This window comes from Rhodococcus sp. MALMAid1271, from assembly GCF_049195265.1.
Taxonomy (GTDB): Bacteria; Actinomycetota; Actinomycetes; order Mycobacteriales; family Mycobacteriaceae; genus Rhodococcoides.
Genome location: NZ_JBMIRQ010000120.1, coordinates 248,909 through 271,594, shown reverse-complemented (window position 1 = coordinate 271,594; position 22,686 = coordinate 248,909). Strand labels below are relative to the sequence as shown.

Below are 22,686 nucleotides of genomic sequence, written 5' to 3'. Positions count from 1 at the left end.
TGAGCTCGACCGATCCGGGAGCCGTGCGGGTCGGTCGAGCGCGGCGCAGATGTCCGTTCAGACGAACTGGGGTGCCGGGGTCTTGTCCACGACGAGCCATCCGCCGTGGTGCTCCGAGGTCTGGAACCGCACGCCTGTCGACAGGCCCAGTTCGATCAACGCGGGCTCGTCGAACGTGCGGACATGTCCGTGGCAGGCCGTTGCCTCGGATTCGTAGGGTACGGCGATTACGACGCGCCTGCGCGCGATTCGGAGCGCCTCGGCCACGATCCGAGAACCGGTCTCGGCATCGACGTGCTCGAGAAGATGCAGTGCCGTCACGGTATCGACGCTGCCATCGGAAACTGGAACATCCGCTGCGTCGCACACCACACTGTCGAGCGTGACCCCGAGACGTGGGGCGACGGCGGCGAGTAGCCGCATGGTGCCTGCCGACACATCCGTCGCAGTCACACTGTGGCCCTTCGTCGCCAGTCGCAGCGGGAAGAAGCCGAAGCACGAACCCATGTCGAGCACCGAACCGAGGACCAAGGATTCTGCGCGAGCGTGGACAGCCGCGAAATCAGCGGTGCCGGCCAGCAGCTCGTTCAGTGAGTTGCGGTAGTAGGTGGACCAGGCCTCGATCGGATCGGCAACGGTGGTGCGAACGAGGCCGACCAACACCAACTCGAACTCGCGCTGCGACAGACCCACATGGCGGGCCTGCTCGGTGACCACCGGAACGAGGCACTCGCCGATCTCGGTCTCGGTCAGGCCGTGGCAGACCTGCACGGTGGAGCCATTTCGGACGGCGTCGAACTCGACCCCGCGCAGGTAACGGACCACCACGTTCTCGTGCGCCCACACGTGATCGGGGCTCGGTGCGAGTGCGTCCAATTCGGTCATCGAAAGCCCTCTCTGCTCGTCGGGCTACGGACGGTCAGCGCTCGACGAGATCTGCTGCATACGAACTGTGTCCCGGTGAAGTCTGTGTCATCGGTGACGTCGAGCGTCTCACACGCAGCGCTCGGTTCGGCAGTTTCGAGGTAGTTCGGGCTGCTCGGCCGAGGTTCACCTCGCGCGCCGGACGGGCCGGACACCACCCGTATGGACGGTTGACCGCCACGGGTCGACCGGCTACGCGGCGAGCTGGAACCTACGCAACAGTCACCACTCGGACAGATGCGTGTGACCGTCCTGCAGGGCGCGTGCGAACAGTGCCGCCTTCGTCGGTGCGCTGCGGCCCACTGCGGCGTACTTCTGTCGGATTCGGGTGATGTGGGTATTGATCGTGCCTACCGAGATGTAGACGGAGCGAGCGGCAACTGTTTTCGAGTCGGAGGCGAACCAGGCAAGCATCACCTCGATCTCGCGGGCGCTCAGCGCAGGCTTGCGGTGATGCGGGTCTCGGACCGTCGAGTGTGCATCGGGTGTCGTCCGCTCCGGTCGCCGGAACGAGTGATGTGTCGCCGCTGTCAGCATCTGTTCGAGCACGAAAAATCTTCCCCCTCGGATTTCTAACTTCTCTCCTACCGCACCGTCCATCGTCGAAGACGATCCGCGCGCAATGCCAGCCGAACGGGAAGTCCGTACAGAGTCAATACGGACATACTGGACTCGATACACGCGTCATTCAAACGCAGTAAGTTGGCATTTCTGCTACTCAGCGGGCCTTCCAGCGAATCCGTACACGACGGCCCGGCTCTATAGTTCTCGGTCATGACCTCCGAGCGCCCGGACCCGTCCTCGATCTCGGATCGCACCGAATTCGCGGCCAGTTTGCGTTCGATCAGGATCGAGGCGGGGGCCACGGTCCGCGAGATCGTCGAGCGTTCCGGTGGCCTGCACGGCACCATCAGCGGTTGGTTCGCCGGACACCATGTTCCGACGAAGGCCAGCGCCGAGATGTTCGCGGCCGTTCTCCTCGCCTGTGGAATCGACGACGAGGACGAGCGTCGACGATGGTGGGATGCGGTGACGAGAGTGCGGTCCGGTTCGGGCAGGCGCACGGTCGATCCGGTCGAAGGCGATTCCCCGTACAAGGGCCTGGCAGCGTTCGAGTCTGCCGACGCCGAGTGGTTCTTCGGACGCGAGGATGTGGTCGAGCGTCTCGCTGGGCGCGTTCGCGAAGCGCTCGACGCAGGCGGGGGCCTGGTGTTCGTCGTCGGTGCCTCGGGCTCGGGAAAGTCCTCGCTGCTGCGAGCCGGACTGGCACCGAGATTCGCAGGTTCGGTGATCTACTCCGGAATCGGCGATATCCGCGGCTTCCCCGCGCATGCACAGTCGCTGCCGCCCGGATCCGTACTCGTCCTCGATCAAGCCGAGGAATTGTGGACCCTGGCGACAGCGCAGGAACGAGAGAACTTTCTCGATGCCGCGAAAATTGTGCAGAACTCCGAGTCGGTGGTGGTCGTGGGTCTGCGGGCGGACTTCTATCAGAACGCCGCCTCGGAGGATGCGCTGCTCGCCGGACTCTCCGACAACCCGGTGGTGGTCGGACGCCTCACCGAAGCCGAGTTGCGTGAGGTCATCGTGTCGCCTGCGGCCAAAGCAGGGATCACCGTCGAGGACGCGCTGGTGCAGGTGTTGCTCGGTGAGCTGGGCCCGCGCGGATCGCAGTTCGCCCACGACTCGGGAGCCTTGCCGCTGCTGTCCCACGCTCTGCTGACCACGTGGCAGGGGTCGAGCGGCAGGACTTTGACGGTGGCGAACTACCTGGCGACGGGCGGCATCGGCGGTGCAGTGGGGCAGAGTGCCGAGGAAGTGTTCTCGGCGCTGACCGCCGAGCAGCAGCGTGAAGCACGGCGCATTTTCATGCGACTGGTCAATCTCGACGACGACGTCGTGACTCGTCGGCGCGTCGATCGCGTGGAACTGTTCCTCGGCGACGAGAACGCAGACGCGGTCACCGATGTCGATACCGTCGTCGAACGGTTCGCCGCGCGCAGGCTGCTGACCGTCGAAGAAGAGACCGTCCAGATGACCCACGAGGCTCTGCTCACGGCCTGGCCGAGACTGCGTGAATGGCTCGACGACGACCGGCAGTGGCTCGTCGAACACCGGAGGCTCACCCGGGCAACAGAATTGTGGGAGAACAACGACCGCGACGAGGGTTCGCTGCTCCCGGAGTCGAGGCTGGCGCTGATCGATGAATCCGTCGGTCCGGTGCGTCGTCGAGATCTCAATTCCGTCGAGAGGTTCTACCTCGACGCGAGCGCGAACCGAATCGAGCAGCAGCACCGACGCCGACGCACCCTGGACACGCTGCTCGCCGCCCTCGCCATCATGACCGTTCTGGCCGTGACCCTTGCTGTCACAGCGTTCGTCGCCCGATCGGACGCGAACACCAGGCGGGTCGAGGCCGAGCACGCAGAGGCGGAGGCGGTCTCGCGTCAGATCGCAGGTGTTGCACGCCAACTGCGGACACAAGATCCCGGGCTGGCCGCCTACTTGGCTCTGGCCTCGTACGAGGTGGAGCCGACGCCGGAGGCGCGATCGGCGCTGCTCGACTCGTCGGCGATCCACACTCCGGTGCGGCTGACCGGTGTGGAGGGCGAGTCCGTGACCGCCGTCGACCCGCGCGGGCGCTTCGTGGCAACAGCAGGTTCCGACGGGCATGTGCGCATGTGGGCTCTCGCCGACGGGCATCCGCCGCTCGGAGAGTTCGTGACGCCGGACGCACCGGTGTTGACGTTCGATCCGCGAGGCGGCGTGCTGGCTGTGGGAGGGTTCTCCGGCGTCGAACTGTGGGATGTGTCGGACCCGACGGCACCGACGAAGCTCTCGGACGTGCCGGTCACCGGTGTGCGCAGCCTGTCGTTTTCTCCGGACGGAGCAACGCTTCTCGTCGGCACCCAGGACAAGTCGCTGCCTCTCCTCGACGTCGCAGACCCCGCCCGGCCGAGCACCGTCGGCGTTCTCGATCAGCCCGGTTCGCCGTCGGCCACCGAGTTCAGTCCCGACGGCCGGTTTCTGGTGACCGCAGGCACCGGCCGCGCGATGCGGGTGTGGAATGCGACGCAGCTGACCGGCGCGTCTGCGGCCCCGCCGGTCCCGCTGCTGGACCTGCCCTCGGACGGATCGACCTACACCGCGTTGCAGCTGGCCTTCTCTCCCGACGGTGCAACGCTGATCGCGGGCACGACCGGTCGTGAGGTTCTGCGATGGGCCGTCGACGGTGCTGGACGGCTTACCCCGCGGACCGCGTTGACGGGGTTCACCAGTTACGTCAACGACGTGTCGTTCAGCGGGGACGGGACGCTGATCGCCGCGGTGAGCTCGGACAATTCCTCGAAGGTGTGGAACGCAGCGACGGCAACGCTGCAACTGACACTCCCCGGCCCGAGCGAGGTCAGCTCGCTCGGATTCACACCCGACGGCTCGTCGCTCGTCACCGCAGGTGGGGACGGGATCACCCGGATCTGGCCGCTTGGTGCGCCTGCACTGCCCGATGCCGGTGACACCATCTATCAGATACCCGTCGACGAGTCGGGCACGCGGCTGCTCGTGGGTGCCGGCCGTCGGGCCGACGGCACGACCCTCTGGGACGTCTCGGACGTGCAGCGTCCGGTCGCGTCGGCACCGCTGGTGGTCGGTGAGGGGCTCGTGCAGACAGGTGCGGTGGCACTGACCGCCGACGGCGCCATGGCCGCCGTCGGCACGGCGGCCGGTGGATTTCAACTCTGGGACACAACCGATCTCGCCGATCCCACTGCCCTCGGTTCGGTGGGCAAGGCAACCAACAGCTTGACTGCCGCCATGGCGTTCGACCGGGCGGGGACCCTGCTCGTCGTCTCCGGCCAGGATTCGAACGACGTGTCGTTGTGGTCGCTGGCCGACCCCGCCGCCCCGCGGGCCCTGTCGACTCTGGAAGCGGGAAACTATCCCAGCGGACTGGCACTGACTCCCGACGGATCGATACTCGCCGTCGCCACCATCGGCGGGTTGGTCGAACTGTGGGACATCGGTGACCCCTCCGATCCGCACCCGAGTTCCATGGTCGGCGGTTTCGGTAGCGCGGTCCAGGCCGTCGCCATCTCACCCGACGGAAGCACACTCGCCGCCGGAAGCGCCGATCGCTCGATTCGACTGTGGGACATGCACGATACGACGAGTCCGCAACACCTGGCCCGAATCGTCGGGCCGTCGCACACGATCTATTCGCTCCGATTCGATCGATCGGGTACCCGGTTGGCCGCAGGCGACGGAGGGTCGACCGCCTGGTTGTGGAACGTGGAGAACCGGAGCGCGCCAGAACGAGTGGCCGCGCTCACCGCGTACGCAGATCGTGTCTACGATGTCGGATTCGGCGTGGACGGGACGTGGCTGTTCGCCGGTGGATCGGCCCGCGACGTTCGCATCTGGCGGACCGAGCCGGACGACGTTCGAGCGCGACTGTGCCGATCCGGGGGATCGGTGGTCACCGAAGCCGAATGGGCACAGTATCTGCCCGGTGTTCCCTATCGGCCGTTGTGCGGCAACGGCTGACCGGCCGAGTGCGGCCTGCTGAAGTTCGCGAGCAGTCCCGTGTAGAGCTTGGCCGGTGGGGCGGCGAATTCGCCGCGCTTTCCGGTGCGCAGTCCCAGGGTGACGAGCGATTGCACGAACAACGTTCCCGCAGCTACGCCGTCGATCACAGGTACGCCGATCTCGGCCGAGATGTCTCGGCACAGATCTGCCATTCCGGCGCAGCCGAGTACCACGGCATCGCTGCGGTCCGTCTCGACGGCGAGACGGCACGCCTCGGTGACGATCTTGCGAGCATCGGGGTCGGTCTCGAGTTCGAGGACCGGTAGCTCGCAGGCATGAATGCCGAGGCAATGGCGTCCGAAGCCGTAGTGGTTCGCCAGATCCTGGGCCCGTCCGATGGTGCGTCCGAGAGTGGTGACGACGCTGAACCCGCGGCCGAGAACGCTCGCAGCGTGCATCGCTGCCTCGGCGATGCCGATGACCGGACCGGACGCGAGTTCGCGGGCGGCGTCGACGCCGGGATCGCCGAAGCAGGCGATGACGTAGCCGTCGGCACCTGCGGCCTCGCCGGTGGCGATCTCGGCGAGAATGCCCGGGACACTGAGGGCTTCGTCGACGTGGCTTTCGATCGACACCGGCCCCATCGAGGGACTGACCGCCTCGACGACGGTGCCCGGACCGACCACGGCCCGGGCACAGTCACCGATCGTTGCGGTCATCGAACGGGTGGTGTTCGGATTGATGACCTTGATGAGCACGAAAGAAATCCTATGCCTTCGCTGGAACGTCGAAGTTGGTCACTGCCAGCTTGGTTCGCGTGGCCAGGTAGTAGTACACGACGAATCCGATGCCGCATCCGATGAACCAGCTGTACTTCGATGCCGTCGACATACCGGCGATTTCCATGCCCTCGATCGCTCCGTTGAAGAGCACGGTGATCATGGCCACCGCTGCGCCGACGATGGTGGAGTACACCGCAGCCGGGTTGTAGCCCTTCGAGTACCAGTACAGGCCGGTGGGAGACATCGAGAACAACTCGTCGACGACGACCTTCTGCTTGCGGACGAGGTAGTTGTCGGCGATGAGGATGCCGAACAGTGGTCCGATGAATGCGCCGAGAGTTTCCAGCGTCAGGTGAATGACATCGGGATTGTTGTACAGGTTCCACGGGGTGATCAGCACCGAACCGATGGCGGCGATCATTCCGCCCGCACGCCAGCTGATGCGCTGCGGACTGACGTTGGAGAAGTCGAACGCCGGGGAGATGAAGTTGGCGACGATGTTGATACCGATGGTGGCGATGGTGAACGTCAGTGCGCCGAGGACGATGGCGAAGGTGCTGTCGATCCGTGCCACGGTCTCGACCGGATCGGTGATCAGCTCACCGAACACCGGAAGCGTCAGGGACGCGGTGACGACGACGAGGATCGAGAAGACCAGGAAGTTCACCGGTAGGCCGAGGAAGTTGCCCTTCTTCACTGCGGCGTAGGACTTGCCGTAGCGGGAGAAGTCGCCGAAGTTGAGCATCGGGCCGGAGAAGTAGGACACCACCAGTGCAATGGCACCGAGCATGATCGGAATGGAACTCAGACCCGTGTGCTCCACATCGCCGAGATTGAGATCGATTGCCCCCCAACCGGCCTTCCAGATCAGGTAGCCGCACAGCATGAACATCACGACGTAGACGGCCGGGCCGCAGAAGTCGATGAACTTGCGGATGGACTCCATGCCGCGCCAGAACACCGCGGCCTGGACGACCCAGAGGAACAGGAAGCTGACCCAGCCGAGCAGAGAGAGTCCGGCGAACCCGTAGTCGGCGGTGACGGCGTACGGAGCCAGCGACGGGAACAGCTTGATCAGCACGATGTCCAGTGCCGCCGAGGCGAGGAAGGTCTGAATGCCGTACCAGGCGACGGCGATCAAGCCTCGGATGACGGCCGGAATGTTGGCACCGAGAACACCGAAGACGCTGCGGCAGATGACCGGATACGGAACTCCCGACACCTGACTGGGCTTGGCGACGAGGTTGCAGAAGAAATAGACGATGGTGATGCCGACCAGGAGTGCGACCAACACCTGCCAACTGGCCAACCCGAGCGCGAACAGACTGCCTGCCGTCACGTACCCGCCCACCGAGTGCACGTCGGACATCCAGAAGGCGAACAGGTTGTACGAGGTCCAGGTCTGCTTCTTCAGCGGCGCGAGGTCGTCGTTGGTCAGCCGCGGATCGTAGCTGTCCTTGATCAGGCCACCGCCGACCGGCTCGCCTGCGGCTTCCACGAGGTCTCCAGGTCGAGCAGGACCGTGTGCTGTATCTGTCATCGATGCTCCTGACGGCATGGCAATGAGGTGAACGAATGAATGAGGAAAAAGTTAGACGCGAAGTGTTGCGGCCTCGTGACGAGAGCGATATATCTTTTTCCGCCGTTCCCGCGGTGCTATTCCGGCGGCGGATCGGCAAACAATCCCTGATCGTTGGACAAGGTCGAAATGACCGAATTGAGACGCGTGTGATGGTGTTGCGCGGCGCGCAGCAGGCCAGCAGAATCGCGGGCCAGGAATGCGGTGAGCATATCGGCATGATCACTGTGCAGCGAGGTCCTGTCGGATCCGTCCACATGCACCATCGGTTGGATGGGTTCGGTTATGTTCCAGGCAGATTCGAGCATATGCAGGAGGCGATACATACGCGACGGCCGAGTCAGGGAGAGGTGGAATTCACGCGAGAGACGATGGTATTCGCGTGAGTCGTCCGAGGCCAGCGATGCCTCGAGCAGCCGATTCACCTCGACGAGATGCGCGCGGTCGGCGTCGGTGGCCACCTCGACGGCCACCGGCAATGCTGCCGTCTCCAGAACCTCTCGGACGATGTACATTTCGCGAAGCTCGGCCGCAGTGAGTTGCGCAACCGTGTACCCCAGATTGGGGCGATGATCGACCAGACCTTCGCCGATCAGAGTCTTGAGAGATTCACGCACCGGGATTCTGCTCACCCCGAACAGTTCCGCTACCTCGTTGAGCGGAATAGGGGTATTCGGCGGGGCATCGCCGGCGAGAATGACCCGTCGTAGTTCTCGCAGAATGGACGGCTGTGGGCTACCCGGAGCAGTTATCGACAATTGTGAGAGCAATATCGATCGACGGCGGGGTGGCACGGGGCGAACGTTAGCGACCGAGTGTTTCATCCGCATGACGACACGGTTCCGTCCGATAGCATCGTCCCTCATGGCCTCGGACCAACTCGGTACTCAGTTCTGGCCGGACGTGGACGGGTCGCGAACTCTCGTCGTCCCGGTCGGTTCGATCGAGCAGCACGGGCCGCACCTTCCGCTCGACACCGACACCCGCATCGCCGACGCGGTGGCGCGGAGCATTCCCGGTGTCCTGGTGGGGCCCGCGATCGCGTACGGAGCCAGTGGCGAGCACGAGGGCTTTCCCGGCACCGTGTCCATCGGAACTGCAGCCCTGGAAGCGGTGCTGGTGGAGTACGGGCGTTCGGCATGTCGGTGGGCCGAGCGGGTGGTGTTCGTCAACGGGCACGGTGGCAACGGTCCTGCCGTGCGTTCGGCAGTGTTGCTGCTGCGCTACGAGGGCCGCGACGTCGTGTGGTTCCCCTGTGCCGTGCCCGGAGCAGATGCTCACGCCGGACGTACCGAAACCTCTTTGCTGCTGCATCTTTCGCCGGAGTCCGTGGACATGACGAAGGCGGAGGTGGGAAATCCGACCGACATCGCGTCGTTGCTTCCGGCGCTCCGCGACGGCGGCCTGGCACCCGTCACGGCCAACGGTGTCCTCGGAGATCCCACCGGTGCCGATTCCGAGGAGGGGCGGGTGCTGTTCGAGCAACTGTGCACCCGTGCCCGCGACGCGCTGCAGAGATGGAGTCCGTCGGAGCACGGAGTGATCGCGTGAGCGCGCTCGGCGAAGCTCCTGGTGAGAGCCCGATGGGCACGTCGGGAAAAACGGGGAACAGGTATGTTACGTCGTATTTCCCGGGTGGCCGCCACGCCGGGGGCTCGTCCGCTTACCATCTTCTGATGGGTGAAGGTCGATTGCCTGATGGCTTCGGGGTGCGAGTCGATCCACGCGTACGTACATACTCCGAAGGACGCGTGCTGATCGGTGGTTCACCGACCCGGATGCTCAAACTCGCACCGACCGCCGCAGCGATGATCGGTGACGGTTTCATCGAGGTCACCGACTCGCAGTCCGCCCTCGTGGCGCGCAAACTGCTCGACTCGGGCGTCGGGAATCCGCGCCCGATGTCCATCCCGTCGCCGTCCGATGTCACCGTCGTCGTGCCACTGAAGAACAACGAGGCAGGACTTGCGCGCCTGATCGCCGCGCTGCACGGCCTCCACGTCATCGTCGTCGACGACGGCTCCGACATCCCGGTCGCGCTACCGGCCACGTCGTGGTCCGTGGGCAGTGTGACGGTACTGCGGCACGAGCGCTCACGCGGACCCGCCGCGGCACGCAATACCGGATTGCGATGCGCTACAACCGACTTCGTCGCCTTCCTCGACTCGGACGTCGTTCCCCGCAAGGGCTGGCTCGAGGTCATGCTCGGGCACTTCTCGGATCCCGCGGTCGCCTTGGTTGCACCCCGAATCGTCGCGCTCGAACCAGAGGGCAGCGCACTCGCTCGATACGAACACGCACGCTCGTCGCTGGATCTCGGGCGCAAGGAGGCGGCCGTTCGAGCAGGCAGTGCGGTGTCCTACGTTCCCAGCGCCGCGATGCTGATGCGCCGTTCGGTCGCACTGGACTGTGACGGGTTCGACGAAACGATGCACGTGGCCGAGGACGTCGATCTGTGTTGGCGGCTGCAGGAAGCCGGCTGGAGGTTACGGTACGAGCCGGTCGCGCACGTCGCGCACGAACATCGCGTGACGTTCGCCGAGTGGTTCGCCCGCAAGCTGTTCTACGGGACCGGAGCAACGCCGCTGTCCGCTCGCCATCCCGGTATGGTGCCGCCGATCGCGATGTCGCCGTGGACCCTGGTGGCCTGCATACTGGCAGCGAGTTTGACGCGGCTCGGACTGATCGGTGCGGCCGCGACACTGTCCGTCACGATCGTTCGGCTACGCAAGATGTTCGTCGGTCTCGATCAACCCACGAGGATCGCGGCCGTCCTCGCGGCGGAGGGTTTCGTTGCGGGCTTGTGGCAATTGGCCTCGGCTCTGTGTCGACACTATTGGCCGATCACCTTGCTTGCTGTGCTGTTGTCCAGTCGCATACGAAAAATCGCGCTGGGTTTGGCTGTGGCGGAAGCATTCTCGGATTGGTACAAGCACCGTGAACTGGGCGGCCTCGATCCCGTGCGATACGCCTTCTTCAAGCGGGCCGACGACATCGCGTACGGCGCCGGGTTGTGGAGTGGCGCTCTGTCGGCCCGCAGTATCGATGCGCTCAAACCACGTCTGGACGGTTGACGACGTGCGAAACCGACGTGCATCGTCGACGATGTGACATCGACCGAGTTCGCCGATGTGGTCGTCGTCGGAGGTGGTTCGTGCGGATGTGTGGTGGCAGCACGGCTGAGTGAGGATCCCGATCGGTCGGTGCTGCTGCTCGAAGCCGGACCCTCGTTCGCCGGTGTCGGCGATGTCCCGGAGGCGTTGGTCGATGCGTCGATGCTCCCCATCGGACCCGGTAGCGACTGGGTGGGGACCTACCGCGGCGAGCTCACCCCGGGAGTGAACCGCACGATCGCGCGGGGCCGGGTCCTCGGCGGTTCCGGAGCGGTCAACGGTGGCTACTTCGTCCGCGCCACGCCCGGCGACTTCGAGGCGTGGCCGCAGTCGTTGTGGTCTTTCGACCAGGTGCTGCCGTTCTACGTCCAATCCGAAACCGATATCGATTTCGGAGCGAGGGGGCGATGGCACGGGTCCAGTGGGCCGATGCCGGTGGCGCGGACCCCTGCGCACACTCGGCATCCGCTGACCGAGGCGTTCGTGAACTCCGCAGTGCGTGCCGGATTCAGGATGCACGAGGACCTGAATGCTCCCGATGCGGCGTCAGGGGGAGTGGGCGCAGTGCCCTTGAACATCCGCGACGGCCGCCGCGTAAGCGCAGCTCTTGCATACCTTTTACCAGTAGTCAGTCGGAAAAACCTTCGTGTGCAGGGAAATTCGACAGTGACCTCGTTGATGTTCAAGGGCACCACAGTGATCGGAGTCGAGGTCATCGGCGACGGCGGACGCACCGTTGTGAGGTCCGACAACGTCATCGTGTCGGCTGGGGCCGTTCATACCCCGGCGCTGCTGCTTCGATCCGGCATCGGTCGCGCCGAAGACGCTGCGGCGCTCGGGATCTCGATAATCGCCGACAGCCCGGGCGTCGGTCACGGGTTCAGTGATCATCCCGAGGTGGCGGTTCCGCTGGCCGCACTCGATCGTCCTTCCGTGACATCGCCTGCACTGGAAGCAGTTCTGCATGCCGGTGATGTGGAAATCAGGCCGTACACCAGGAGATTCGACGAACTCATCTCCGGTCTTGCGCGTGGGCCGCAGGTGGCCGGCGTCGGCCTCATGCGCTCGACGGGACGCGGGAGAATCTCGCTGCGCAGTGCGGACCCACTCGAAGCGCCCGACGTGCGGTACCGCTATCTCGACTCGGACGTCGACCGGAAGGCGATGCGCGAGGGTGTCGAACTCGCGAGGGATCTGCTGGCCTTTGCCGGAATGGCCGGCGGAGCGGCCGCTGCGCCGAGCGATGATCCGCTCGCGGCGCTCGGCACGTCACTGCATCTGTCCGGTAGCGCCCGGATGGGGCCGGATTCCGATCCGGAGTCGGTGCTCGACGATCGGTGTCGCGTTCGCGGCGTCGAGGGACTCCGCGTGATCGATACCTCGGCATTTCCGGTGGTTCCGAGCCGCGGCCCACATGCGACGGCCATCATGTTCGCCGAGCGCGCCGCGGCACTCGAGCGTGCGCAATGACCCGTTGCGGATGCACACCGCGATCGGAGGCGTAGCGTTCGTGTTCTGGGGACCGTTCGGGTTCCCCAACAGATGGGTTTACTGCCATGTCGGACAAATCGCCCCGCAACACGATGACCAAGAAGTCCGGCAAGTCTCTGAAGGACAAGCGCGCCGACAAGCGGGCCAAGTCCAGTGGTGACACCAGCAACGACATCATTACCTCGGCTGTCAAGAAGAAGTAGGCACTCGCAGTCGACGCGACCGGGCCTGCCGCTCGCGTCGACCACGGTTGTATCCTTGCTTGTGAGCTGGGTTACAGCGATGTGGACAGGCCACAAAGGAAGTGTCGAATGGCAAGCCGATCGGACGGTGGCGGCAACCCCTGGGTCGCGGTGCGACCCGGCGAGGACATCGCTGTGCTCGCGCGCAAGATGTCCAGTGCCCATCAATCTTTCGTCGACGACATCCGCACTCACGGCTCGACGGTCAGGTCCGTGGTCCTCGACTCGTGGATGCGTAGTCGTACCAAAGGTGTCGACCCCGACGGTGCGAACGAGGCACCGACGCTGACCGGTCCCGATCTCGAGAGCTACCGCAGCGGTCATCCGATGTCCATCATCCGACCGGTCGTTCGCAAATTGCTCGTCGAGGACGCGTCCGACACCGGATTGCTCGTCGCGATCTCGGATGCGGAGGGCCGGCTGCTGTGGGTCGAGGGTGATTCCGCCGCGAAGGATCGTGCGCTCGCGATGGAATTCGCCGAAGGGGTCGACTGGAGCGAGGAGAGCAAAGGTACCAATGCTCCCGGCACTGCACTCGCCGTCGATCACAGTGTGCAGATCTTCGCCTCCGAGCATTTCTCGCGGTCGGTGCACGAGTGGAGTTGTTCGGCGGCTCCGGTTCACCACCCCACCAGCGGCCACATACTGGGAGCGATCGACATCACCGGGGGTCCACGGGTGGCGGTGCCCGAGGTGCTCTCGTTGGTGCGAGCGACCGTCGCGGCTGCCGAGTCGGAGTTGCGACTGCACTTGATGAACTCGCCGAAATCCTTGGGCGACACCGCTCCTCGGCTCGAGGTTCTCGGATCGGGACGGCCCGGTGTGGTTCGCGGATCCGGTCGGATACCTCTCTCGCAGCGGCACGCCGAAATTCTGCTGCTCCTGGGCGAGCATCCCGAGGGGCTCAGCTCGGACCATCTCGCCGTGCTCCTCGACGAGCAAGAGCTCGATTCGGTCACCATCCGCGCCGAGATGTCGAGACTGCGCAAGACGTTCGGCACGGCCGGACTGGCCTCGCGGCCCTACCGGCTGGTCGGTGAGTTGACGTCCGATGTCGCCGACATCCGACGCGCCCTCGACCGCGGCGACGTCGAGGCCGCGCTACGTATCTACACCGGTCCGGTGCTCCCTGGATCGTCCGCCCCCGGCATCGAGGACATCCGTGAGGAGTTGCGGTCTCGAATGCAGGCCGCCCTGCTCCGGCTCGGAGATCCGGTGCTGTTGGCGCAATGGACCTCGTCCATTCACGGCCGCTCGGACATCATCGCGTGGGAGGCCTATCGGGCGACGCTCAGCCGCGATTCCGCGCTCTACGGTCAGGTCAGCGCACGCATCGATCTGCTCGATCAGGATCTCGGAATCTGACGGCAGAGGTGCCCGCCGGTACGCCGAGCGGATGCAGCAACGTAGTTGCAACGTTGCACCGCCTAGTGTCCTGAATCACACACCGCATCAACTGTGAAGCACGTGTCGATCAGGAGGATTTTCAATGTCCGTCTATGCCCGTCCAGGTACCGCCGATTCCGTCATGTCGTTCCAGTCGCGCTACGACAACTGGATCGGCGGAGAATGGGTACCGCCTGTCAAGGGTCAGTACTTCGAGAACCCCACTCCCGTCACCGGTGAGAACTTCTGCGAGGTCGCTCGCTCCACGTCCGAGGACATCGAGCTCGCACTCGACGCCGCGCACGCCGCAGCCCCCGCGTGGGGCAAGACGTCCGCTGCCGAACGCGCCGTGATCCTCAACAAGATCGCCGACCGCATCGCCGAGAACCTCGAGTCCATCGCACTCGCGGAGTCGTGGGACAACGGCAAGCCGATCCGCGAAACCCTCAACGCCGATATCCCGCTTGCCATCGACCACTTCCGATACTTCGCGGGCTGCATTCGTGCGCAGGAAGGATCGCTGTCCGAAATCGACAGCGACACAGTCGCATACCACTTCCATGAGCCGCTCGGCGTCGTCGGGCAGATCATTCCGTGGAACTTCCCGATTCTCATGGCCGTGTGGAAGCTCGCGCCCGCACTGGCCGCAGGCAACGCCGTGGTACTCAAGCCGGCCGAGCAGACACCCGCGTCGATCCTGCACCTGATCTCGATCATCGGCGACCTGCTGCCCGCAGGCGTGCTGAACATCGTCAACGGATTCGGCGTCGAGGCCGGTAAGCCGCTGGCATCGAGCCCGCGCATCGCCAAGATCGCGTTCACCGGTGAGACCACCACCGGACGCCTCATCATGCAGTACGCATCGCAGAATCTGATTCCGGTGACGCTGGAACTCGGTGGCAAGAGCCCCAACGTCTTCTTCTCGGACGTACTGCAGGCCAACGACGACTACCAGGACAAGGCTCTGGAGGGATTCACGATGTTCGCCCTCAATCAGGGTGAAGTGTGCACCTGCCCGTCCCGGTCGTTGATCCAAGCGGACATCTTCGACGAGTTCCTCGCGTTGGCGGCCATCCGCACCAAGGCTGTGCGACAGGGCGATCCGCTGGACACCGAGACCATGATCGGAGCCCAGGCATCGAACGATCAGCTCGAGAAGATCCTCTCGTACATCGAGATCGGCAAGGGTGAAGGCGCACAGGTGGTCACCGGCGGCGAGCGCGCGCAACTGGGCGGCGACCTCAACGGCGGCTACTACGTACAGCCGACGATCTTCACCGGCAAGAACAACATGCGCATCTTCCAAGAGGAGATCTTCGGACCCGTCGTATCGGTGACCTCGTTCAAGGACTACGACGACGCCATCGATATCGCCAACGACACCCTCTACGGACTCGGCGCGGGCGTCTGGTCGCGCGATGGCGGTGTGGCCTACCGGGCCGGACGCGATATCAAGGCCGGCCGCGTGTGGACCAACACCTACCACCAGTACCCCGCGCACGCGGCGTTCGGTGGCTACAAGCAGTCGGGCATCGGCCGCGAGAACCACAAGATGATGCTCGACCACTACCAGCAGACCAAGAACCTGCTCGTGAGCTACGCGCAGAAGGCACAGGGCTTCTTCTGATGGTGGACGTTCGGCCGCCCGCGCGGCTGAAGACAACCGTCGAGGCGATGGACCTGCTCCGTCGCCTCGGCGGGATCCACGGCGAGCTGATGATGCATCAGTCCGGTGGATGCTGTGACGGCTCGTCGCCGATGTGTTACCCGGCAGGGGAATTCATCGTCGGTGATCGCGACGTCCTCCTCGGCTACATCGACCTCCGGCTCGGCGTGGGAGAGATCCCAACCGATCTGCCGAGCGGAGCCGACGGGGTGGCGGTGTGGATTTCCGGATCGCAGTTCCAGGCGTGGAAACACACTCAACTGGTGCTCGACGTGGTGCCCGGGCGCGGCGGCGGATTCTCGCTCGAATCGCCCGAAGGGGTTCGCTTCCTCAGCCGCGGGCGCGCGTACACCGCAGAGGAGAACGAGATCCTGGCCGAGCATCCACCGCTCGTCGGCACCGACTGGGAACAAGGTCGTCGCCCCGAGGTTCCCGACGACCCCTTGGTCGTTGCCGAGGCAGTCGATGCGTGTCCGGTGCCCGGGATGCTCCAGGGCTGAGCACTGTATGCGCTGCGCGCATACAGTGCGGAAGATGAAGAGCACAAACAAGTCCGACGGGTCCGGCGGCGGCGAAAGTCTACGCACCGTCGTCATCGCCTTCGTCGCCAATCTGGGCGTCGCGATTGCGAAGACGTTCGCCGCCGTGTTCACCGGGTCGGCGTCGATGGTGGCCGAAGCCGCGCACTCGTGGGCCGACACCGGTAACGAGATCTTCCTGCTGGTGGCCAATCGTCGCGGGTCCCGCGGGCCCGATGACCAGCGGCCACTCGGGTACGGGCGTGAGACGTACTTCTGGTCGACGCTGGCGGCGATCGGACTCTTCGTCGCCGGCGCGGCGGTATCGGTGTGGCACGGCATCACCTCCCTGCTCTCCGGAGAATCGAGCAGCGAGAACTACCTCGTCGCCTACGTGGTGCTGGCCCTGGCGTTCGTTCTCGAGGGAGTGTCGTTTCTACAATCGGTGCGGCAGATTCGCGGTGAAGCAGCCGAGTACGACAAGGACTTCCTCGACTACGCACTCGAGACCTCGGATCCGACGCTGCGTGCTGTGTTCGCCGAGGACAGTGCCGCCCTGGTCGGCATCGTGATCGCCGCTGCGGGAATCGGTCTGCATCAGCTGACCGGTTCAGCTGCCTTCGATGCCATCGGGTCGATTCTGGTGGGCGTACTGCTGGGAATCGTCGCGTTCGTGCTGATCGATCGAAACCGCCGATTCCTCACCGGTGAACCGGGTTCGAGAGCATTATGGAATGCGGTAGTGCAGCGAATCGAACAACTGCCCGAGGTGGCGTCGGTCCGGTTCGTGCGTATCGAGTTCGTCGGTCCCAAGCAGATCTACGTGGTGGCCAGTGTCGATCTCGTCGGTGATTTCGCAGAATCACGTATCGCGCACACGCTCCGTCGGCTCGAGCGTGAGTTGGAAACCAACAGAGCCGTAGTGGACGCAGTTCTGACAGTGGCCGAACCCGACGAGGGCGATATCGGCGATGTCAATGCGGTTGCACAACGACCGTAATTCGCTCGTCATTCGGCGATGATGCAGCGCTTACATCACGGGCCTATTTTGGATCGATTCGCGCGCCACCCGTGTTGTGAATCTCCCCCTCGGGCGTGACCGTCGCCCCGAGCGCAATGACTACGAGAGGCTTGCAATGTCTGTAGTGGACCCCCAGTCGTCTCATCCGAAATCCGGCTCCCGGGAGAGCGTTCAGTCACATGTCGAGGGCGGTGACTATCTGGCCAAGCGAACGCTGAAGAAGGGGACGGCGGGCTGGGTCCTGCTTGCAGGCCTCGGAGTCAGCTACGTCATCTCCGGCGACTACTCCGGCTGGAATCTCGGTCTGGCCGAGGGCGGTTTCGGTGGTCTGCTCATCGCAGCGATCATCATCGCGGGCATGTATCTGGCCATGGTCCTCGGCATGGCCGAGATGTCCTCGGCGCTGCCCGCAGCCGGCGGCGGATACACCTTCGCCCGCCGAGCTCTCGGTCCGTGGGGTGGATTTGCCACCGGCACCGCCATTCTCATCGAGTACGCCATCGCGCCTGCGGCCATCGCGACCTTCATCGGAGCGTATGTCGAATCGCTCGCTCTGTTCGGCATCACCGACGGCTGGTGGGTGTACCTGGCGGTGTACGCAGTGTTCATCGGAATCCATCTTTCGGGCGCAGGCGAAGCCCTCAAGATCATGTTCGTCATCACCGGCATCGCCCTGGTCGGCCTCGTCGTGTTCGCCATCGCCGCCATCGGCCAGTTCGACGCGAGCAACCTGACCGACATCGCGCCGACCGATGCCGCCGGTGCCTCGGGATTCCTGCCGTTCGGGTACCTCGGCATCTGGGCGGCAGTCCCGTTCGCCATCTGGTTCTTCCTGGCGATCGAGGGAGTGCCGCTGGCCGCGGAGGAGGCCAAGGATCCGACCAAGAACGTCCCGCGCGGCATCATCGCCGCCATGGGCGTACTCCTGGTGACCGGGGCCCTGGTGCTGTTCCTGGTCACCGGCGCGGGCGGCGCAGACGCCGTCAAGGAATCGGGAAACCCGTTGGTGGAGGCCCTCGGTGACGGCACGGCGAGCAAGATCGTCAACTACATCGGCCTGGCCGGTTTGGTCGCCTCCTTCTTCTCGATCATGTACGCGTACTCGCGGCAACTCTTTGCACTCTCCCGTGCCGGATACCTGCCGAAGACCCTGTCCATCACCAATTCTCGCAAGGCTCCGACGCTCGCGCTGATCGTGCCCGGCGTCATCGGCTTTCTGCTGTCCCTGACCGGCCAGGGCGGAATGTTGCTCAACATGGCCGTGTTCGGTGCCGCCCTGAGTTACGTTCTGATGATGGTCAGCCACATCGTGCTTCGTCGCCGCGAGCCGAACATGGAGCGCCCGTACCGCACTCCCGGCGGCGTCCTGACCACCGGATTCGCGTTGGTCATCGCCGCGCTCGCCGTCGTCGCCACCTTCGTCGTCGATTCCACTGCGGCACTGTGGTGCCTGGGTGTGTTCCTGGCCTTCATGGTCTATTTCGGGGTCTACAGCAGGCATCACCTCGTCGCGAATTCACCGGACGAGGAGTTCGCCGCACTGGCCGAGGCCGAGGCCGAACTGGAATGACCACATACACCCAGCAGGTGTCGGGCACCACCTACACGTTCGATGGTCTGATCGACCTGATGGCCAAGGCGACCCCGCTTCGATCGGGTGACGAATTGGCCGGCTGCGCAGCCGAATCGGATGCCGAGCGTGCGGCAGCCCAGTGGGCACTGTCCGAGGTGTCGCTGGATGTCTTCCTGCACGACCTGCTCGTTCCGTACGAGAGCGACGAGGTCACACGGCTGATCATCGACTCGCACGACCGCATCGCGTTCGGGGCGCTCTCGCACCTGACGGTAGGAGGCCTGCGAGATTGGCTGCTGCAGGTCACCGCAGGTCCGGATGCTGCAGCGACGCTACGTTCGGTCGCGGCCGGGCTGACTCCGGAGATGGTGGCGGCGGTCAGCAAGATCATGCGCAATCAGGATCTGATCGCGGTCTCCCGGGCCGCACAGGTGACATCGGCGTTCCGGACGACGATCGGTCTTCCCGGGACCCTCACCACTCGGCTGCAACCGAACCATCCGACCGACGACCCCCGCGGTATCGCTGCGGCGACGCTCGACGGCCTGCTGCTCGGATCCGGCGACGCGGTCATCGGGATCAACCCGGCGACGGACTCGCCGCAGGCCACGGCCGATCTGCTGCATCTGCTCGACGAGATTCGGCAACGCTTCGAGATTCCCACGCAGTCCTGCGTACTCTCGCACGTCACGACCACGATGGAATTGATCGACAAGGGCGTTCCGGTCGATCTGGTGTTCCAGTCCATCGCGGGCACCGAACGGGCCAATTCGAGCTTCGGAGTGAGCATTCCGTTGCTTCGGCGGGCCAACGAGGCCGGGCGATCCCTGCACCGCGGAACCGTCGGGAACAACGTCATGTATCTCGAAACCGGTCAGGGTTCGGCCCTGTCCGCGGACGCGCATCTCGGCACCGGCGGCCGCCCGGTCGATCAACAGACCCTGGAGGCGCGCGCATACGCGGTGGCTCGCGATCTCGAGCCGTTGCTGATCAACACCGTCGTCGGGTTCATCGGGCCGGAGTACCTCTACGACGGAAAGCAGATCGTCCGGGCGGGTCTAGAGGATCACTTCTGCGGCAAACTCCTCGGTCTGCCGATGGGAGTGGACGTCTGCTACACCAACCATGCCGAGGCCGACCAGGACGACATGGATACATTGCTGACGCTGCTCGGAGCCGCGGGGGTCTCCTTCGTCATCGCTGTCCCTGGTGCCGACGACGTCATGCTCGGGTATCAATCCCTGAGCTTCCACGATGTGCTCTACGTTCGGCAGGTACTGGGGCTGCGTCCTGCGCCCGAGTTCGAATCCTGGCTCTCTCGGCTGGGAATGATGGGCGCAGACGGCAGGGTTCTGGACGTCGACGCCGCCGGATCACCGTTGCGAGCCTTGATGAGTGCGCGATGACCGAACCTGCGGAGCGACCGGACCTACAGTTCTGGGATGAGTTGCGCGCTGTCACGCAAGCGCGGATCGGGTTGGGACGCATCGGTGATTCCTTGCCGACGACCCGAGTACTGGAGTTTCGTGCGGCGCACGCGGCTGCACGGGACGCTGTGCACATGCCGCTGGATGTCGAGAAGTTCACGGGCCGGGTGGAGCAGGTGGGGCTCGGTGCGCCGTCGGTGGTGACGTCACTGGCGACCAGCCGTGCGGAGTATCTGCGCCGGCCCGATCTGGGTCGGCAGCCGAAGGATCTGAGCGAGATCGCGTCGTCGGACGACGAGATCGGCATCGTGCTCGGTGACGGGCTGTCTCCGCGCGCTCTCGACGATCACGGTGTGCCGATGTTGGAGGCATTGAAAGCGGAACTGGCCGATCGGTATTCGATTGCGGCACCGGTGATCGCGACGCAGGCGCGCGTGGCGCTCGGCGATCACATCGCGTCGGCGATGGGGGTGCGCACGGTTCTGGTGCTGATCGGGGAGCGGCCGGGATTGTCGGTCGCCGACAGTCTCGGTATCTACCTGACGCATCTGCCCGAGCCCGGACGCACGGACGCGGATCGAAACTGCATCTCGAACATCCATCCGCCCGAGGGGCAGGGCTATGCCCAGTCGGCGCGAACAGTGGCAGGTCTGTTGGCGGGGGCCCGGAAGTTGGGGCGGTCGGGAGTCGCGCTGAAAGACACCTCTCGGGCCGATGCACTCGAGGGCTCCGAGGCGCTCACTCTGGAGTGAGGGTTTCCCCCTATTCGGGGGTGGTCGCGCGTGACGGGCGTCACTACCGTGGGGCTATGGACAGTTTTTCCTCCGGTGCATCGGAGACCGCGGTTCTGGACGACACGATCGGAACGAACCTGGATCGAACCGCCGCGACATACTCCGATCGTGACGCGCTGATCGACGTCCCTTCCGGGCGGCGGTGGACCTATTCGGAATTCGTCGCCGATGTCGATCTGTTGGCTGCAGGTCTGCTGGTGGCGGGCACCGCGGTGGGGGACCGGGTCGGAATATGGGCACCGAACTGCCCCGAATGGGTTCTCGCGCAATACGCGACGGCGAAGATCGGGGCGGTGCTGGTCAACATCAATCCTGCCTACCGTTCACACGAGTTGAAGTTCGTGCTGAAGCAGGCGGGGGTTTCGGTGCTGTTGGCGGCCACGGATTTCAAGGGTTCGGACTACCGGGCGATGATCGACGAGGCCAGGCCGGAGGTGCCGTCACTGCGTGACGTGGTGTTCATCGGGAGCATTCAGTGGGAGGCGATGACCGATCGTGGGCATCGGGCGTTGGCGAACACTCCGCGGATGATCAGCGACGTATCGGAGCGGCTGCGCGCCGACGATGCCATCAACATCCAATACACCTCGGGGACAACGGGTTTTCCGAAGGGCGCGACGCTGAGCCATCGGAATATCCTCAACAACGGCTACTTCGTCGGCGAGCTCTGCCATTACACCGCCGAGGATCGAGTGTGCATCCCGGTGCCGTTCTACCACTGCTTCGGGATGGTGATGGGCAATCTCGCGTGCACCTCGCACGGCGCGGCGATGGTCGTTCCCGGCCCGGCGTTCGATCCGGTTGCGACGCTGACGGCGGTGGCGTCGGAGAAGTGCACGTCGCTGTACGGAGTTCCGACGATGTTCATCGCCGAACTGGCGTTGGAGAACTTCCGCGAGTTCGACCTCGGCAGCCTGCGCACCGGAATCATGGCCGGATCGCCATGCCCCACCGAGGTGATGAAACAGGTGATCGATCGCATGGGGATGACGGAGGTGTCGATCTGTTACGGCATGACCGAGACCTCGCCGGTGTCACTGCAGACTCGAAGTGACGATTCCGTCGAGCAGCGTGTATCCACCGTCGGACGCGTCGGCCCACACCTCGAGGTCAAGATCGTCGATCCGGTCCAGGGCAGCACCCTGCCTCGCGGAGAAGCGGGCGAGCTCTGTACTCGTGGCTACTCGGTGATGCTGGGCTACTGGGAGCAGCCGGAAAAAACAGCGGAGGCCATCGACGACGAGGGGTGGATGCACACCGGCGACATCGGGGTGATGGACGAGCAGGGCTATGTGGCGATCACCGGACGGATCAAGGACATGGTGATTCGGGGCGGCGAGAACGTCTATCCCCGTGAAGTGGAGGAGTTCCTCTACACCCACCCCGACATCCTCGACGCACAAGTGATCGGAGTGCCCGACCCGAAGTACGGCGAGGAGCTGATGGTGTGGATCAGGATGCGCGAGGGCGCCGTACCGCTCGATGCGGATGCCGTGCGCGCGTTCTGTAGTGGCAGGCTCGCGCATTTCAAGATCCCGCGGTACGTCCACGTCGTCGACGAGTTCCCGATGACGGTCACCGGAAAAGTACGCAAGGTGGAGATGCGTGAACGCTCCCTCGGATTGATCTGAGAACGGCGGTTCGGC

General features: G+C 64.7%; 18 protein-coding genes. 13 read left to right on the top strand and 5 right to left on the bottom strand.

Translation table 11 applies throughout. The annotated features are described in order from the left end of the window. Positions 1 to 57: 57 nt before the first annotated feature. The gene (gene mftM, locus ACOQFP_RS24015) at positions 58 to 885 is read right to left on the bottom strand and encodes a mycofactocin oligosaccharide methyltransferase MftM (protein ID WP_421585757.1); all 828 of its coding nucleotides are present in this window, start codon (positions 883 to 885) and stop codon (positions 58 to 60) included. A 261-nt stretch (positions 886 to 1,146) separates the two neighbouring features. Continuing rightward, positions 1,147 to 1,473, bottom strand: a complete 327-nt coding sequence (locus ACOQFP_RS24010) for a LuxR C-terminal-related transcriptional regulator (RefSeq protein ID WP_421585756.1) — start codon at positions 1,471 to 1,473, stop codon at positions 1,147 to 1,149. 225 nt (positions 1,474 to 1,698) lie between these two features. Here ACOQFP_RS24010 and ACOQFP_RS24005 point away from each other — a divergent pair, with 225 nt between their 5' ends. Further along, positions 1,699 to 5,466, top strand: coding sequence for an NACHT and WD repeat domain-containing protein (locus tag ACOQFP_RS24005; protein WP_421585755.1), 3,768 nt, complete (start codon positions 1,699 to 1,701; stop codon positions 5,464 to 5,466). Here the strand turns inward: ACOQFP_RS24005 and ACOQFP_RS24000 are convergent. The 3 genes from ACOQFP_RS24000 to ACOQFP_RS23990 form a co-directional block, all read right to left on the bottom strand. After that, positions 5,439 to 6,206, bottom strand: coding sequence for an aspartate/glutamate racemase family protein (locus ACOQFP_RS24000; RefSeq protein ID WP_206491903.1), 768 nt, complete (start codon positions 6,204 to 6,206; stop codon positions 5,439 to 5,441). The genes ACOQFP_RS24005 and ACOQFP_RS24000 overlap by 28 nt on opposite strands. Positions 6,207 to 6,216: 10 nt before the next feature. Next, positions 6,217 to 7,770, bottom strand: a complete 1,554-nt coding sequence (locus tag ACOQFP_RS23995; protein ID WP_206491902.1) for an NCS1 family nucleobase:cation symporter-1 — start codon at positions 7,768 to 7,770, stop codon at positions 6,217 to 6,219. A 116-nt stretch (positions 7,771 to 7,886) separates the two neighbouring features. Continuing rightward, the gene (locus ACOQFP_RS23990) at positions 7,887 to 8,603 is read right to left on the bottom strand and encodes a GntR family transcriptional regulator (protein ID WP_206491901.1); all 717 of its coding nucleotides are present in this window, start codon (positions 8,601 to 8,603) and stop codon (positions 7,887 to 7,889) included. Between the two features lie 70 nt (positions 8,604 to 8,673). Between ACOQFP_RS23990 and mftE the strand changes: the two genes are divergently transcribed. From mftE to ACOQFP_RS23930, 12 genes are all read left to right on the top strand, one after another. Then, positions 8,674 to 9,360, top strand: coding sequence for a mycofactocin biosynthesis peptidyl-dipeptidase MftE (gene mftE, locus ACOQFP_RS23985; RefSeq protein WP_421585754.1), 687 nt, complete (start codon positions 8,674 to 8,676; stop codon positions 9,358 to 9,360). A 125-nt stretch (positions 9,361 to 9,485) separates the two neighbouring features. Then, a complete protein-coding gene (mftF, locus tag ACOQFP_RS23980) occupies positions 9,486 to 10,883 on the top strand; it encodes a mycofactocin biosynthesis glycosyltransferase MftF (protein WP_341243349.1) in 1,398 nt (465 codons plus the stop codon). A 33-nt stretch (positions 10,884 to 10,916) separates the two neighbouring features. Further along, entirely contained in the window at positions 10,917 to 12,392 is a 1,476-nt protein-coding gene (gene mftG / locus ACOQFP_RS23975; RefSeq protein WP_421585753.1) for a mycofactocin system GMC family oxidoreductase MftG, read from the top strand. A gap of 86 nt (positions 12,393 to 12,478) precedes the next feature. After that, complete coding sequence (locus ACOQFP_RS23970; protein ID WP_167326762.1) at positions 12,479 to 12,616, top strand: hypothetical protein; 138 nt, start codon at positions 12,479 to 12,481, stop codon at positions 12,614 to 12,616. A gap of 108 nt (positions 12,617 to 12,724) precedes the next feature. After that, a complete protein-coding gene (locus ACOQFP_RS23965; protein WP_206491897.1) occupies positions 12,725 to 14,020 on the top strand; it encodes a transcriptional regulator in 1,296 nt (431 codons plus the stop codon). 124 nt (positions 14,021 to 14,144) lie between these two features. Beyond that, on the top strand, positions 14,145 to 15,668 hold the full coding sequence (gene adh, locus ACOQFP_RS23960; RefSeq protein ID WP_206491896.1) for an aldehyde dehydrogenase: 1,524 nt from the start codon (positions 14,145 to 14,147) through the stop codon (positions 15,666 to 15,668). Next, on the top strand, positions 15,668 to 16,207 hold the full coding sequence (locus ACOQFP_RS23955) for a DUF779 domain-containing protein (RefSeq protein WP_421585752.1): 540 nt from the start codon (positions 15,668 to 15,670) through the stop codon (positions 16,205 to 16,207). The genes adh and ACOQFP_RS23955 overlap by 1 nt, the downstream gene beginning before the upstream one ends. A gap of 34 nt (positions 16,208 to 16,241) precedes the next feature. Further along, the gene (locus ACOQFP_RS23950; protein WP_206491894.1) at positions 16,242 to 17,225 is read left to right on the top strand and encodes a cation diffusion facilitator family transporter; all 984 of its coding nucleotides are present in this window, start codon (positions 16,242 to 16,244) and stop codon (positions 17,223 to 17,225) included. Between the two features lie 136 nt (positions 17,226 to 17,361). Further along, complete coding sequence (gene eat / locus ACOQFP_RS23945) at positions 17,362 to 18,816, top strand: ethanolamine permease (RefSeq protein WP_421585751.1); 1,455 nt, start codon at positions 17,362 to 17,364, stop codon at positions 18,814 to 18,816. After that, a complete protein-coding gene (locus ACOQFP_RS23940) occupies positions 18,813 to 20,225 on the top strand; it encodes an ethanolamine ammonia-lyase subunit EutB (RefSeq protein ID WP_421585750.1) in 1,413 nt (470 codons plus the stop codon). Before eat ends, ACOQFP_RS23940 begins: the two co-directional genes overlap by 4 nt. After that, positions 20,222 to 20,998, top strand: a complete 777-nt coding sequence (eutC, locus tag ACOQFP_RS23935) for an ethanolamine ammonia-lyase subunit EutC (RefSeq protein WP_341243347.1) — start codon at positions 20,222 to 20,224, stop codon at positions 20,996 to 20,998. The genes ACOQFP_RS23940 and eutC overlap by 4 nt, the downstream gene beginning before the upstream one ends. Before the next feature lie 56 nt (positions 20,999 to 21,054). Further along, entirely contained in the window at positions 21,055 to 22,671 is a 1,617-nt protein-coding gene (locus ACOQFP_RS23930) for an AMP-binding protein (RefSeq protein ID WP_421585749.1), read from the top strand. Positions 22,672 to 22,686: the final 15 nt, after the last annotated feature.